General features: G+C 56.1%; 15 protein-coding genes. 10 read left to right on the forward strand and 5 right to left on the reverse strand.

What is annotated here, in order from left to right:
* Positions 1-94 precede the first annotated feature (94 nt).
* The gene (locus AB3226_RS04320; RefSeq protein WP_367372151.1) at positions 95-1,666 is read right to left on the reverse strand and encodes a diguanylate cyclase; all 1,572 of its coding nucleotides are present in this window, start codon (positions 1,664-1,666) and stop codon (positions 95-97) included.
* 257 nt (positions 1,667-1,923) lie between these two features.
* Between AB3226_RS04320 and AB3226_RS04325 the strand changes: the two genes are divergently transcribed.
* A complete protein-coding gene (locus AB3226_RS04325) occupies positions 1,924-2,406 on the forward strand; it encodes a hypothetical protein (protein ID WP_367372152.1) in 483 nt (160 codons plus the stop codon).
* 3 nt (positions 2,407-2,409) lie between these two features.
* On the opposite strand, the gene AB3226_RS04330 is transcribed toward AB3226_RS04325, so the two are convergent.
* Positions 2,410-4,161, reverse strand: a complete 1,752-nt coding sequence (locus AB3226_RS04330) for a murein L,D-transpeptidase (protein ID WP_367372153.1) — start codon at positions 4,159-4,161, stop codon at positions 2,410-2,412.
* 81 nt (positions 4,162-4,242) lie between these two features.
* Between AB3226_RS04330 and AB3226_RS04335 the strand changes: the two genes are divergently transcribed.
* The 7 genes from AB3226_RS04335 (at position 4,243) to AB3226_RS04365 (ending at position 10,577) form a co-directional block, all read left to right on the forward strand.
* The gene (locus AB3226_RS04335) at positions 4,243-4,947 is read left to right on the forward strand and encodes a murein L,D-transpeptidase catalytic domain family protein (RefSeq protein WP_367372154.1); all 705 of its coding nucleotides are present in this window, start codon (positions 4,243-4,245) and stop codon (positions 4,945-4,947) included.
* Positions 4,948-5,092: 145 nt separating this feature from the next.
* Entirely contained in the window at positions 5,093-6,886 is a 1,794-nt protein-coding gene (locus AB3226_RS04340; RefSeq protein WP_367372155.1) for a copper resistance system multicopper oxidase, read from the forward strand.
* 10 nt (positions 6,887-6,896) lie between these two features.
* A complete protein-coding gene (locus AB3226_RS04345; RefSeq protein ID WP_367372156.1) occupies positions 6,897-7,787 on the forward strand; it encodes a copper resistance protein B in 891 nt (296 codons plus the stop codon).
* A 55-nt stretch (positions 7,788-7,842) separates the two neighbouring features.
* Positions 7,843-8,214 carry a copper homeostasis periplasmic binding protein CopC gene (gene copC / locus AB3226_RS04350; RefSeq protein ID WP_367372157.1) on the forward strand — a complete coding sequence of 124 codons (372 nt, stop codon included), beginning with the start codon at positions 7,843-7,845 and terminating at the stop codon, positions 8,212-8,214.
* Positions 8,215-8,217: 3 nt separating this feature from the next.
* Positions 8,218-9,141, forward strand: coding sequence for a copper homeostasis membrane protein CopD (gene copD, locus AB3226_RS04355; RefSeq protein WP_367372158.1), 924 nt, complete (start codon positions 8,218-8,220; stop codon positions 9,139-9,141).
* A 149-nt stretch (positions 9,142-9,290) separates the two neighbouring features.
* Complete coding sequence (locus AB3226_RS04360; RefSeq protein WP_367372159.1) at positions 9,291-9,632, forward strand: hypothetical protein; 342 nt, start codon at positions 9,291-9,293, stop codon at positions 9,630-9,632.
* A gap of 153 nt (positions 9,633-9,785) precedes the next feature.
* Complete coding sequence (locus tag AB3226_RS04365; protein ID WP_367372160.1) at positions 9,786-10,577, forward strand: transporter substrate-binding domain-containing protein; 792 nt, start codon at positions 9,786-9,788, stop codon at positions 10,575-10,577.
* Positions 10,578-10,666: 89 nt separating this feature from the next.
* On the opposite strand, the gene AB3226_RS04370 is transcribed toward AB3226_RS04365, so the two are convergent.
* The 3 genes from AB3226_RS04370 to AB3226_RS04380 form a co-directional block, all read right to left on the reverse strand.
* The gene (locus tag AB3226_RS04370) at positions 10,667-11,158 is read right to left on the reverse strand and encodes a type VI secretion system amidase immunity protein Tai4 (protein ID WP_367375750.1); all 492 of its coding nucleotides are present in this window, start codon (positions 11,156-11,158) and stop codon (positions 10,667-10,669) included.
* A 270-nt stretch (positions 11,159-11,428) separates the two neighbouring features.
* Positions 11,429-11,701 (reverse strand): hypothetical protein, encoded by a 273-nt coding sequence (locus AB3226_RS04375; RefSeq protein ID WP_367372161.1) that lies wholly within the window; start codon positions 11,699-11,701, stop codon positions 11,429-11,431.
* A gap of 37 nt (positions 11,702-11,738) precedes the next feature.
* Positions 11,739-12,110 carry a DUF6124 family protein gene (locus AB3226_RS04380; protein WP_367372162.1) on the reverse strand — a complete coding sequence of 124 codons (372 nt, stop codon included), beginning with the start codon at positions 12,108-12,110 and terminating at the stop codon, positions 11,739-11,741.
* Between the two features lie 901 nt (positions 12,111-13,011).
* Between AB3226_RS04380 and AB3226_RS04385 the strand changes: the two genes are divergently transcribed.
* Positions 13,012-13,227, forward strand: coding sequence for a hypothetical protein (locus AB3226_RS04385; RefSeq protein WP_367372163.1), 216 nt, complete (start codon positions 13,012-13,014; stop codon positions 13,225-13,227).
* 166 nt (positions 13,228-13,393) lie between these two features.
* Positions 13,394-14,683 carry a protein kinase domain-containing protein gene (locus tag AB3226_RS04390; protein ID WP_367372164.1) on the forward strand — a complete coding sequence of 430 codons (1,290 nt, stop codon included), beginning with the start codon at positions 13,394-13,396 and terminating at the stop codon, positions 14,681-14,683.

Consider the following 14,683-nt stretch of genomic DNA (forward strand, 5'->3'; position numbering starts at 1 on the left):
CAGCCATGCTCGGTCACCGCCCCTGAATAACGTAAGTCATTGCCACACTTGAAGAACCGATAACATCGCCATTGCCAATCAATGACTGCAAAGCTCATCGATCCGAGCGCATCAGCGCCTCGACGCCCCCTTCCATGGACAACACCGCCGAGCGATTTCGCCCCGAGTTTTTGGCCTGATACAGCGCAGCATCTGCACGTTTGATCAACACCTCGGTGCTGTCGTACCCCGTCGGTACAAATGAATAACAGCCGAGGCTGATCGTCACATAGCCTGAGGGCGAACCGCTATGGATGATGTTTTTGTCGATGACACTGCGACGGATTTGCTCTGCGATCGTCAGCGCACCATGGATGTCGGTATCCGGCAGCAACACCGCGAACTCTTCGCCGCCGTAGCGCACCGCCAGGTCGGCCTGGCGATGGCAGCAACTCTTTAGCGCCCGCGATACCTCGGCCAGGCAATGGTCTCCGGCCACATGGCCGTAGGTGTCGTTATAGCGTTTGAAAAAATCGATATCGAGCATGATCAGGCTCAGCGGACTCGACCGCCGGGCACCGCGCCCGAACTCGATCTCCAGCGCCCGCTCGAACAATCGACGGTTGGCCAACCCGGTCAGGCTGTCGTGGGTGGCGATCAATTCCAGGGTTTTCTGCGCCTCGCGCAAATCCGCCTCAATGCGCTCGCCCGCGCGCACCTGGTGAACGAATACCCAACCGAACAAGCCCACGCCGAGGACGACCAGAGCGACGATCACACTGGATTGGATCGCCGTGTTGTACCAGTCCTTGAGGATCGCGTCTTTGGAGGATGCCGCCGCGACCACCAGCGGATAGGCATCGAGCTGACGGTAGCCATACAACCGGACGATGCCATCCACCACCGAATCAATCATGGCGTTGCCGGAAGTCGCACCGGGCAAGTGCTTTTGAAAAATCGCACCCTGGGCCAGGGACGTGCCGATCTGCGATTCCACAAACGGCCGTCGCGCCAGCAGCGTTCCGTCGGTCAACGCCAAGAACATTGCACCTTTGTCATCGATGCTGAAGCTTTTGAAGAACTGATCGAAGTACGACATCTTGATTCCGACCAACAATACGCCCTGGAAATTACCGCTCTGGTCGTTCACCCGCCTGGACACTGGAATGATCCACTCGCCATTTTCCCGACTGCGAATCGCCGGGCCGATGTGTGCCTGGGACGATATGTTCTGCTGGTGAAACCGGAAATATTCGCGGTCCGCCACACCTGGGCCACGGGGTAGATTTTCGAACGACGTCACGGCCCATTGCCCGCGCTTGTCGAACAGAAATATCCCGTGCAATTGATGCAGCGTCTGCACCCGCCGCGCGAAGGTTTTCTGCAAGCGTGGCGTCTGCGCAGCGTCGAAACCCTCAGCCTGAATCCAGTCCACCAGACTGGTCAGCACCAGATCGGCTTTCATGAAGGTGTCTTCGGCCTGCTGCGCCATGGCCCGGGTCAGGTTCGACGAAGACACCTCGGCCAACGCCAGGTCGTGCCGACGCGACTGCTCCAGTTGCAGGTAAAGCAGACCACAGAGGCAGAAACACACCGCAGCAATGAACAGCACCGCAGCTTTGAGCAGGGGCAGCCGCTTCAAGGCACCATCGAGCGCGTGGTGCGGATCGGGAATGGGGATAGGCAAAAGTGAGTCCTGAAAGGGCAAGGCATGGGCAGAGGCCCAAAGCCCTTGTTTTTTGTGAGCTTAGTCTACGGGGTTGAGAGGAATAAACGCAGGGGTCGGGGGATCAATGGTTCACAAACTGTGGCTGCGGTGCTCAAGTCCTGACTGATTGGCATTAACCCGGATATCTCCCGCCCGGCACTAATCCCATGACACAAGGCAAAACCGCATGACCTTGAAAGAGCTACGATTAACTGACATCACGACAGGAAATCGAAATGAGTAAAGCAGACGAGCTCGCCGAGAAGCTGAAACAATCCCGGCAAACCAGCGCCGACGCGACCATCGCCGATCAGGCCATCGACAGCTGGCCCGCCCAGGTCTATGAGCTGTATCACCAGATCGAAGCCTGGTTGCAGCCACTGATCGAAGTGGGCCTGAAGCTACGACGCAATTCCACTCACGTGTTCGAGAGGGCTCCGGACGAGGCGAGTTACGATTACGCCATCGACCAACTGCTGATCGAAGGCAACCACCACAGCATCACCTTCGACCCTGTCGCTCGCTTCACCGCCGACGGTGCCGGGCGGATCGAGATTCACTCGACAGGCAAGGAACTCGCCCTGTTGCGAACCGTGGACGAACATGGCGCGACGCATTGGTGGCTTCAGGCGATCGAACAGTCCGGACAACAACCGGATGCGATCGCACTGACGGAACACAACCTGCTCCTGGCGGTGCAGGAAGGGTTGGGGCTTTAAGCTTTACAACTTGTTCTGCCCCACCGCCATTGAGGGAGGCGCCGCTCGCCTCCCGTCCAGCGTTGGCCGTTCCGAAGGCAGATTCAGCGCCCGTAACACCGGGTTATCGTATCCATACACATCGGGCTTGAACGTCACTCGCCCATCAAGGCTCAGGTCCACCGTCCAGTAGGCCAACAGCACCGGCACTTTCACGGGGAGCCTGATGTTCTCGGTCTTGCCGTTGGCCAGCTGCTTTTGAATCCCTTCGCTGCCCCAGCGAACCGGGTCGTTGAACAACAGCTCCACCAATTGCAGCGGGTTTTCTACCCGAATACAGCCAGAACTGGTCGCGCGATTCGATTGCGCAAACAACTCACGATGCGGTGTGTCGTGCAGGTAAATCGCATAGTCATTGGGAAAGCGAATGACCACCTGCCCCAGCGAGTTATCCGACCCTGCATCCTGACGTAGCGTAAGGCCGCGCGGGTTGTCCCAATCCACGGTCAACGGGTCGAGCACGTTGCCTTCCCGATCGATCACGCGAATCCGGTTTGCATCGAGGTAGCCAGGATTGTTGCGAATCTTCGGCAGCATATCCTTGACCAGAATGGTCGGCGGCACGGTCCAGGTCGGGTTGAACGTGACGTAGGTAATCGCGGATTGAAAAATCGGTGTGCTGCGATACGGTTTACCCACCTGCACCCGGGAGCGCCATATCAGCTTGCCATCACGATAGAACGAAACCTTGTACCCGGCGATGTCGACGATGACAAAGGTGCCCTGAAGTTTGTACAGCAGCCAGCGCGCCCGCTCCATGTTCACGCGGACCTGATCGATTCGCGCCTCGACCGGCACATTCAGCGCCGCGAGTGTCGCCGGCCCCGCCACACCATCCGCCCCGAGGTATTGCTCGGCCTGATACTTCTTCACCGCCGCCATGACGGAGTCGTCGTAGTCGGAGCGCGCGTTCATTTTCGCGGTGAGATAACCACCCGCCACTAAACGGGCTCGCAATTGCGCAACCGAGGCGTCGTCCATGCCGGGCCTGAGGGTCTGCCCTCCCGGGACTTTTGGCCAGCCACCACTGTCGCGAACCCTGCGCAGTTGCGCCAGGCCCTGACGCAACGTGTCATAAATCGCTTCTTGTGGCGGCGCTTGGGCGAACGCGCGCCCGACGTCATGGCTGTCGAGGGCGGCGAAGAAAAGGTTGACGTCCTCCCGAGGGTCGATGCCGACCGGGTCGAAATTCCAATGGATGTCCAGCCGCGAAGGGTCGACCTTACCGCGCCGCAACTGCAGCAGCGCCGTGATGAACGTCTGGGTCGCCGAGATATCAAAAGCCGCCTGTTGCCCGGGGGTTGGCGCAGTTGTCTGCATCGAGTTTCTGGCCGTGACCAGTTCAGCAATATGAAAATCCTCAGGGGCCAGGCCATCGACCTCGGTGTCGCTCAGGCTTTTCAATAACTGGACGACATCGTCATCGTCCGTCCAGGCGGCGCGATAGCCACGATGGCTGTAAAAGTCCATCACCGCTCGATTGACGTCGACCCGTTGATGACGCGGCGAGGTGAGCAATGGGGGAAATGCCGAACTCAATGGCGCCAGCGCCGCCTGAATCGCCTGACCAACATAATCGCCAGGCGCGGCACCAGCGACCACGCTAACGGGAGATGGCGGCTCAATCGGCGAAGTTTCCGCAATTGCCATGCCGCTTATCAGAAAGCCCATAAAAAATATGCGGCTTATGACGAATAACCTTGTTAACTGCCCCATGGATAATCCTTAATCTCCCGTTTTCAACCGGCTAGCGTCGTGCGCGCTGCTAGACTCGAAACAATCAGATGAGACTTGCGTATGGCCCCAGACCGCTTCGGCTTTTTAATAACGGCCCTGTTACTGACCGCGTTTACCTTACCGGCAGCCTACGCCGATTCGCTTGAAGCCGCGCTCATCAAAGCGGCCCCCAATGCCAACGCCAAGGTAATTGCCCTGGCCGTACGCGCTTCCCAATGCAGCCGGACCAAAAGTGCGGCTCCGGCTCAAAGACTAGCAGTGATCGATTATTCCCTGCCCTCGACCGCGCAGCGTCTTTGGGTGTTCGACCTTAAACAACGCAAATTGTTGTTCCACGAACTGGTCGCCCACGGTCGCAACAGCGGCGAAAACATGGCCCGTCAATTCTCCAACCAGAATGCCAGCTACGCCACCAGCCTCGGCTTGTATCGCACCCAATCCAGCTATGTCGGGCACAACGGTTATTCGTTGCGCATGGAAGGTCTGGAGCCGGGTTTCAACGACAACGCTCTCGATCGGGCGATCGTCATTCATGGTGCGCCTTATGTCAGTCCCGACCTGGCACGGGCGAATGGCCGCATCGGTAGAAGCTTGGGCTGTCCGGCTGTAAGGCCTGCGATTGCACATCAACTGATCGACTCGATGAAGGATGGCCAGTTGTTGTTTTCTTACTATCCGGATCAGCGCTGGTTGAAGTCTTCTTCGTATATCAATTGCGGTAATGCCACCGTGGCGGACTCGGCCAGGCCGACCGGAAATCATTGAACACAGCGTGAAACTGTCAGAAATGTAATCTCGGCCTCAGTCTGCTGAAAGGCGCCGCCCGTTAGCCTCCACCTCATTAAGTGCTCTTCCCTCCGCTCAGGATGGACTTGAGGACTTCATCAGGCTGATGGACGGGAACAACGGCATGCATTCCAACACCTCAAGACGCACTTTCGTGAAGGGCCTCGCCGCCGGCGGGGTTCTCGCTGGCCTCGGGCTGTGGCGCACGCCTGTCTGGGCGGTCACCAGCCCCGGCGAACCGAACGTGCTGGCCGGTACCGACTTCGACCTGTTCATCGTCGAAACTCCGGTCAACATCACCGGCAACCCTCGAACCGCGATGACCATCAACGGCGGCATTCCCGGCCCTCTGCTGCGCTGGCGCGAAGGCGACACCGTCACGCTGCGAGTGAAAAACAAACTCAAGGACAGCACCTCGATTCACTGGCACGGCATCTTGCTGCCCGCCAACATGGACGGCGTGCCGGGCCTGAGCTTTCACGGCATCGAACCGGACGGGACGTACGTCTACCAGTTCAAGGTCCGGCAGAACGGCACTTACTGGTATCACAGCCATTCCGGCTTTCAGGAACAGTCCGGGGTTTACGGGCCATTGGTGATCGACGCCAGGGAACCGGAGCCGTTCCAGTACGACCGCGATTACGTGGTGATGCTGACCGACTGGACCGACGAAGATGCGGTCGGCCTGATGAGCAAACTCAAGAAGCAGTCGGACTACTACAACGACCACAAGCGCACCGTGGGCGACTTCATCCACGACGTCAGCGAGAACGGCTGGGGCTCGACAGTTGCCGATCGCAAGATGTGGGCCGAGATGAAGATGAACCCCACCGATCTGGCGGACGTCAGCGGCGCCACTTACACCTACTTGATGAACGGCCTGGCGCCGAACATGAATTGGACTGGCGTATTCCGCCCCGGCGAAAAGCTGCGACTGCGTTTCATCAACGGCTCGTCGATGACCTACTTCGACGTGCGCATTCCCGGCCTGAAAATGACCGTGGTCGCGGCGGATGGCCAACACGTCAAACCGGTAAGCGTCGACGAATTCCGCATCGCGGTGGCGGAGACGTTCGATGTGATCGTCGAGCCGACCCAGGACGCCTACACGCTGTTCGCGCAGTCGATGGATCGAACGGGTTATGCGCGAGGCACCCTCGCGGCGAAGGCCGGGTTGTCGGCGCCGGTGCCATCGCTGGATCCGCGGCCGCTGGTGAGCATGGATGACATGGGCATGGGCGGGATGGATCACGGCAGCATGGGCGGTGAAATGGCGGGGATGGATCACAGCGCCATGCCAGGCATGACGGGCATGGACGGCGGTGACATGCAGGGCATGGACAACATGGCCGGGATGGATCACAGCAGCATGGCCATGGGTGGCATGGCCGGTATGCAATCCCATCCAGACACGGAAAAAGACAACCCGCTGGTGGACATGCAAGCCATGACCACCTCGCCGAAACTCGACGACCCGGGCCTGGGTCTGCGCGACAACGGTCGCCGCGTACTGACCTATTCAGACCTGCGCAGCACCTTCGAAGACCCGGACGGCCGCGAGCCCGGCCGCACAATCGAGTTGCACCTGACCGGCCACATGGAGAAATTCGCCTGGTCGTTCAACGGCGTGAAGTTCTCCGATGCCGAACCGCTGCGACTCAAGTACGGCGAGCGAATCCGGGTGGTGCTGGTCAACGACACGATGATGACTCACCCCATCCATTTGCACGGAATGTGGAGCGACCTCGAAGACGAGAACGGCCAGTTCATGGTGCGCAAACACACCATCGACATGCCGCCGGGATCAAAGCGCAGCTATCGGGTCACCGCCGACGCGCTCGGCCGCTGGGCCTACCACTGCCATCTCCTGTACCACATGGAAATGGGCATGTTCCGTGAAGTTCGCGTGGAAGAATGAGGCGCTACCCATGACCAGACTGATTCGCTCTACCCGCCTCGCTTTGGCACTCGCTGGCTTTACGGCTTCTTCAGCCATGGCCGCCACCGACGACATGCAGGGCATGGACCATAGCCAGATGCCGGGAATGGATCACAGCCAAATGCAGAGCATGGACGACGGCCAGATGCAGCCCGCCGCGCCGACCCAAAGCCGCACGCCGATCCCGGTATTGACCGACGCCGACCGCGCCGCCGTGTATGTCAGCCCCGCCGGCCACGCCGTGCATGACACCGCGCTCAATTATTACTTCCTCGCCGACAAACTCGAATGGCAGGACACCGACGACGGCAGCGCGTTGGCGTGGGACCTGTCCGGCTGGATCGGCGGCGACATCGATCGCCTGTGGCTGCGCTCCGAAGGCGAACGCGTCAATGGCAAAACCGAAGACGCCGAAGTCCAGGCCCTCTGGGGCCACGCGATCAGCCCGTGGTGGGACGTGATGACCGGCGTGCGCCAGGATTTCAAACCCGGCGATCCGCAAACCTGGGCCGCGTTCGGCGTGCAAGGCATGGCGTTGTACAACTTCGAAACCGAGGCCACCGCCTTCATCGGCGAAGATGGACAGACCGCCGCACGACTGGAAGGCGACTACGACATTCTGCTCACCAACCGGCTGATTTTGCAGCCGACCGCCGAGCTCAACGTCTACGGCAAAAACGACCCGCAACGGGGCATCGGCTCCGGGCTGTCCAACACCGAAGCCGGCCTGCGATTGCGGTATGAAATCCGCCGGGAATTCGCGCCTTACATCGGCGTGACCTGGAACCGCACCTACGGTAAAACCGCCGATTACGCCAGGGACGAAGGCGAGGACCGCAGCGAAGCCCGCCTGGTCGTCGGCGTTCGGCTGTGGTTCTAAACGCTTCAACTCAAAAACCTAAAAAACAACCGCTTAAAGCGGTAAGAGGCCTTGCATGCGCATGATTAAAACTACCGCTGTTGCCATTGGGCTGCTCATGAGCGCACTGGCTCAAGCCCACCCGAAACTGCTCTCCTCCACCCCGGCGGAAGGCGCGGACGGTGCAGCGCCGAGCAACATCGAACTGCACTTTTCCGAAAACCTCATGACCCAATTTTCCGGCGCCAAACTGGTCATGACCGCAATGCCCGGCATGGCCCACTCGCCCATGCCCATGAAAGCCAAAGTCTCCGGCGGCAGCGACCCGAAAACCATGGTCATCACCCCGCTCTCGCCACTGCCCACCGGCAGCTACAAAGTCGAATGGCGCGCCGTGTCTTCGGACACTCACCCGATCACCGGCAACGTTACGTTCAAAGTGAAGTGATTGATGAGCGACTCGGTCAGCATTGCCCTGCGCTTTGCGTTGTATGTGGATTTGATGCTGTTGTTTGGGGTGGCGCTTTTTGGCTTGTACAGCCTTAAAGGGCAGGAGCGGATGTCGGGAGCAGTGTTGCCGTTCCGGTCGATGTTGGCGGGGACGGCAGTGCTGGGTGCGCTGCTGTCTGTCGCGAGCATGGTAATGATGGCGAGTGCCATGAGCGGGGAATCGGACTTCGCCGCGCTGCGTCCGCACATCGAAATGATGGTGCTTGAAACGGACGTAGGGCTGGCGTGTGTGGTTCGCATCGTTGCGCTGGTCGTCGCAGGTTTAGCGGTGATGCTCCGTACGCCTGGTTTCAGCTTGTGGGTCGCGGCTTTTGCCGGCGGTATCGCCCTCTCCAGCCTGGCCTGGAACGGACATGGTGCGATGGATGAAGGCAGTCGTCGTGATTGGCATTTCGTGGTGGATATTCTGCACTTGTTGGCGGCAGGGGCATGGATTGGGGCGTTAGTAGCGTTTGCGTTGATGGCGAAGATTAATGCTCTGCAGACCGAAGCACGCATCCAATTGTTGGCCCGCTCGGTTAATCGATTTGAGGTGATTGGCGCGGTCATCGTGGTGGTCATCACGGTGACGGGGGTTGTGAATTATCTGTTCATCGTCGGGCCGAAGCTGGATGAAGTTTTTCTCAGTACTTATGGGATTTTGCTATTCATCAAAGTGATGCTGTTTGCTGGCATGCTCGTGCTCGCCGCGTTGAACCGGTTTCACCTTGGGCCGCTTTTGGAGCAGTCATTGCGGGACGGGCAATACACGGTCGCCGCCAATGCGCTGCGGCGTAGTGTGGTGGTGGAATTGGTGGCGGCGGTGTTGATTGTGGGGTTGGTGGCTTGGTTGGGGACGTTGAGTCCGGAGATGGATGCTCTGTAGGGAATGAAGCATCCGATGACCGGCCATAGCAGTCAGTGGACAGGATGAGGGGCCTTTACTAGCGTCTAACCACCAGATTTCAAGCCATAGGGTCCAACACCCAAGCGCCAAGGTGAAAATGCGGCGCAATTATCGAAAGGAGTTCGAAAATGGCTAGCGTAATGAAAGTGGTGGATGTTCAGTTAACCTTGCTTAAATCCTACCCACCGCAGCTACACATATCGGCAATTGGCCTGGTGAATTCTGGTGGATGGACAAACCCGAGACTGGAGCCGCGGATTTACCTTCAGTTCCCACCAGACGGCATTCAAGACTTTGATTTTGTTGCTGATCCGCCCCAAAGACCTGCTATACAGCCCATCCTTCCCATCGCCGCATCAGAGCTATGGGAAAACCCGCCACTCGATAAACTCAAGGGCGTAAGAATCCACTCTGCTAACAACTCGATAGAAGCCTATCTTGAGAGTGCGAAGTCCTTGGCTGTTGCATAAACAACTAATGCGGAGGGATACGTGCCAGACCTTGCCTGGCACGTTCGCGCATTGGAATGAACGGGATATTGGGACACTGGATGACAGTCAAGGAGTGCTTTCACTACACTGACTCCCGCTTGAACCCCACTCCGTCACAAAAGCCCGATAACAATGAAAACCATAAAAAGCACAATGATGCTCTGTGGCCTGCTGGCTCTATCCTGCGGCGCTCAGGCAGAGCAAAACCTTTCGCACTTGGACACCGTCCTGCAACAAGGCCAACTGCGGGTTTGCACGACCGGCGACTACAAACCCTATACCTTCAAAGGTGAAGACGGCGAATACTCGGGGATCGACATCGCCATGGCCTGCTCGCTGGCCGACAGCCTGGGCGTGAAGGTTGAGTGGATCCAGACCACCTGGAAAACCCTGATGCCCGACATGCTCGCGGGCAAATGCGACATCGGCGTCGGCGGCATCTCCGTCACGCTGGAACGCCAGAAAAAAGCCTTCTTCAGCACCACACTGGACGTCGACGGCAAAATTCCACTGGTGCGCTGCGAAAACAAGGCGCAATACCAGACCATCGAACAAATCAACCAACCTTCGGTTCGCCTGGTCGAACCGGCCGGCGGCACCAACGAAGCCTTCGTTCACGCCTTCCTGCCCAAGGCGCAACTGCGGCTTCACGACAACGTGACCATCTTCCAGGAACTGCTGGATAAGAAGGCTGACGTGATGATTACCGATGCTTCGGAGGCCCTGTATCAGCAGAAACTCAAACCCGGTTTGTGTGCGGTAAACCCGACGCAATTTATGCAGTATGGGGAGAAGGCTTATCTGTTGCCGCGTGATGATATTAGCTGGAAGTTGTATGTCGATCAGTGGTTGCATCTGGCTAAGGTTACGGGGAACTACCAGAAAATTTTGGGGCAGTGGATAGCGGTGCCAGAGGCGAAATAGCCCGCGTTGGTTCAGCTGCCATCATCGTTACCGCGCGGGATGGCAGTCACCGTCAAAAATCACCAACACGCGTCAATCGCGGTGCAGGGTCAATCCTTTTTGGGTCGTGACGGGTTGTCCTGACGATAGGTATGCATGGGATTGATGACCAATTGCCTGACCTGGCTGTCCAACTCTTTGCTGTGATACAGGTCCAGGCATTTGAGCAGCTCAAAGCGAACGCCTTGACGCTCTGATTCGACCAGTGGATTGTGATAATCACGAGCCAGAAACTGATCAACCAGAGGCCTACCGGCTTGAGGTGCTTGCTCCAGATCGAAATAGGTCCAGTCCATAAGCGCACTGGCGCTGCTTCCGGCGTCCTGGTCGGCTTTAGGTTCGCTCTTGTAGGCTGTAGCGATGCAATCTGCCAGCACCATATCCTTGTAATTTTGCGCGTAGGTGCGCCCGCCTGCCTGTGGGGAGTTGGTCGAATCATCCTTGGACCAACTGTTGGAAGGCGCGGCTGCCCAAGCCAGTACCAAGACCGCAGTCAAATTGTTGACCCACCTCAGGGCCGGATCACGGCAGTTAATGTTCATTGCAACATTGCAGCCGATGACTGTCGTAACTTTTCCAGATGGATTGAGGGTGTCGTAAATCCGTTGAGAAGCTGCCCACGCGCTAGAAATGAGGGTCGAATCATGTTTCATCCTTGATTTTATGAAGCAGAAAATCGCAACAGTTTAATCCTTCATACTTGAGGTGACATAGACCTGAACGGCGGGGCCATGAAGGTGTGTCGCCCGGAAGGCTCCAGAAGATGAAGCAAATGGGCGACCTCTTCAGGTCGCCCATCTTCATTGCGCCGACTACACCTGCACCTGCAAGCGCCGCCCCACAACATCCATCAAATCGCAGCCATCGCGCAACGGAATCGCCAACACCCGCGCGAAGTCCTGCAGGAGCAATGCGTCACGACTGATGCCTTCGCCCAGAGAAAGGGTTTCCAGCAGTTGCGTCACGGTGCGGATGCGGATGCGGTATGCGGCCGTGTCGTGCAACACGTCGACGGGTGCTTCGGTGTCGATCAACAGCGACGGAATTGTGCAATCGATTCCGGTGATTGGCATGTATCGAGCCATGGTTTTGAACCTCCATTAGGCAAACGAGCGTGGCCGCTTAGGCTTGGCTGGCGGATGGAATCTCGGACTCACCGTCGGGCGGGTCAAGATTATCCAGGGCTCGGTTTACCAATAACTCACCGACTACTGCTAATTGCTGAATCGATAGCGCGAGACTGCGATGTGAACCTTCGAGTACGCAGGCCAAGTCGGTGGTCAGGACGTTTAGGGACGCGAGGGTTTCGCAGGCATGGCTTAACAGGGTTTCGGTATCGACGTTTGGGAGGATGGTGAAAACGTGGCTGATCGGATCGGCATGGTTTGGGTTACGAAGGCGTTTGCTGACAGCGCGTTGAGTGGCTTTGGAGAGCTCATCGAGAGGGTCGGAAACGGTTGAGGTTTCGGGGGGATTTGGAGTGATTTTCTTCATTGCTTTTGTTCCTAGAATTAAATTAAGGAACTGCCAGCATCACTTCCACATGATGGGTGGCAGCTGTACGCAGGTGTGGAAGACCGGGGATCTAGGAACCCGGCGCACCCGAAAGTGCCCCGCGCACAGCCGCCATAATTTAACAGCAGACGAGAAAAAAGCGCCCGCTGAAATTTAGGTGGCGCTTGTGCGCCTAGATCTTGTGAAGGGCTTCCACACCCTTGTCGCTGATTTTGCAGCGACAAGGGAAGGTTATCTGGGTGGTTGGAGGAGTGCAAGGTGGGCGATGGCGACGCGGGTTGCGGGAAATCTCCTACATTGGCGTGATGCCATAAACAGAATGATATTGTCACTATCCGATGATGGATTGTACCGATATAACTAAAATCTACTTATATTTCAGTGTAATAAAAACAAAATCATCCTTGCTGTAGCAAATATCAAGCAAGATAAAAAAGCAGAATTAGTCCCAGAAAGCTATTTTTACACGAAAGTCTGTCCAATCCATGACATACCTGACTGGCATCCAAGACATGGCGCTAGAAGACTTCTCAAGCTAGCCAGCCCCCATGACCGCTGCGTTGAAGATAAAACTGAGTAAGGGATTTGAACCCCTTTTTCGTATTCACCGCATACCGCTCCAGCTCCAGCGGCAGTCAACATTCGCCCGGCTACTCATCTTCATCCTCCAGAGCCTCTCTTAGACTTTTGTTGACGCGCCATCGCATAGCGCGCGTCCTTGAGTAGATCGTCATACAGGTCAAATGCGGGCTCTGATCTGCGCATTGTCGGCTGATGCTCAATTCGATTTCCTGCATCCGCCGTTGCATCCTGGTACGGGCGCAATTGCGGTCGGAAATGTCACTGCTATGCTTGGGGTTTCTCGAAAGGAATCGACACCATGCCAAGCGATTATTCACTGTCGGATTTACTGGAAAGGCTATACGAAAACCAGCAGGCTCTGCAGGCGGCCATTATGGAGTTGACCCTCCTGGTTGAGGAGCAAGGGGCGCAGGAAGTAGGCGGAAATGTCCGTGGCGCACTATGGACCATGGGTGAAAACACTGGCCATATCAGACAAGCCCTGGCTCGATTGAAGAAATTGGACTTCGGCTAACCGATTACACACCAAAGACTCGTCGACAGTCATGTTGAAGTGAATTCGGGGGGCCAGTCCGGTTCACCTCACAGGCGTCTATCGGCAAAAAGCAGTCGTTCAAAAATAGGATCTTTGTGAGCCGTAACGAGCTTAAAATCAGGGCCGTGTCCGACCAAAATATCGTATGACGGACAAGAACCTTTTCGAGTACTTTTTAAAGCAAAAAGAGATGGTGCTCATTCTGAGATTGTCTACCATCGGCATGGCATGGCATGGCATGGCATGGCATGGCAAAAAGCCAGACTGTCCTTCAAGCGCGCACTATGCAGCTAGAAGTCAGAAAATAAATGGCAGGATATGGAGAAACTCGATGCTCGACAATACCCCTGCGACCCGTTTAAGTGGCATGACTCTACAAAATGGTTGGATCGTTGGCGATATCTTAGTGGTTGGGCGCGCTCAGGAAGGTGGTGAGGGAAGCGGTGGTACCTTTTCTGTGTCGTATGTGGTGACTAAAGAAGGAAAAACTGCATTTTTAAAGGCTTTTGACCTTGATAATGTGCTGAAGAAGCGTGGCAATCGCTCATTGATGGAAACATTACAACAAGAAACCACGGCATTCAATAATGAAAAAGGGCTGAATACCCTGTGTGTGAAATCGAGGATGCGTCAAATAGTAAAGATTATTGATCATGGAGATGTGACAGTGCCCTCAGAGCACGGCGATATGGTCAATGAAATACCTTATATGGTAATGGAATTGGCAGATGGGGGCGATGTAAGAAGCTATCTAAAGCAAACCAGCTTGCACGACCTTTCCGTGAAATTTCGATATTTAAAAGAGATTGCTTTAGGCATTTCGCAATTGCACGCTGAAAAAATTAGCCATCAAGATATTAAGCCATCAAATGTAATGATATTTGAAGAGGCTGGGGCGAAAATTGGTGACTTAGGACGTGCTAGTGTACAGGGTATTGTTGGCGTTTATGACGGATGGGTAATTGCAGGAGATCAAGGATATGCTCCGCCAGAACAACTTTATGGACTTACGCTTAACGAATGGGTAGATCGGAGAGAAAGGTGTGACTTATACCAATTCGGATCTATAATCAGCTTTCTTATGTTCGGAGTGACTGTAAACACTATTCTTCATGAACGACTCCCTCAAGAGGTCTCGCCTCGGAGATGGGGCGGTGGCCACAGCACCTACGCTCAAGCCTTACCTTACCTACAAAAAGCTTTTTACGAGGGGCTTGAGGAGTATGAGCGATCACTCCCTAGTTGGTTAGGGAGTAGGATAGTTAATCTGATCGAACAATGCTCAAATCCCGACTATAATAAGCGTGGAGCAAAGAGTGTTTTGGGTAAAAATAATTTTTTAGGCTTGGGATTCAATCGATTTGTAAGCGAGCTTGATTATTTGCGTAATGAGGCTGATCGTCAATCAATTATAGCTGCGAAGCGCCAGGCATAA

The organism is Pseudomonas lini (assembly GCF_964063345.1).
GTDB classification, from domain to species: domain Bacteria; phylum Pseudomonadota; class Gammaproteobacteria; order Pseudomonadales; family Pseudomonadaceae; genus Aquipseudomonas; species Aquipseudomonas lini_B.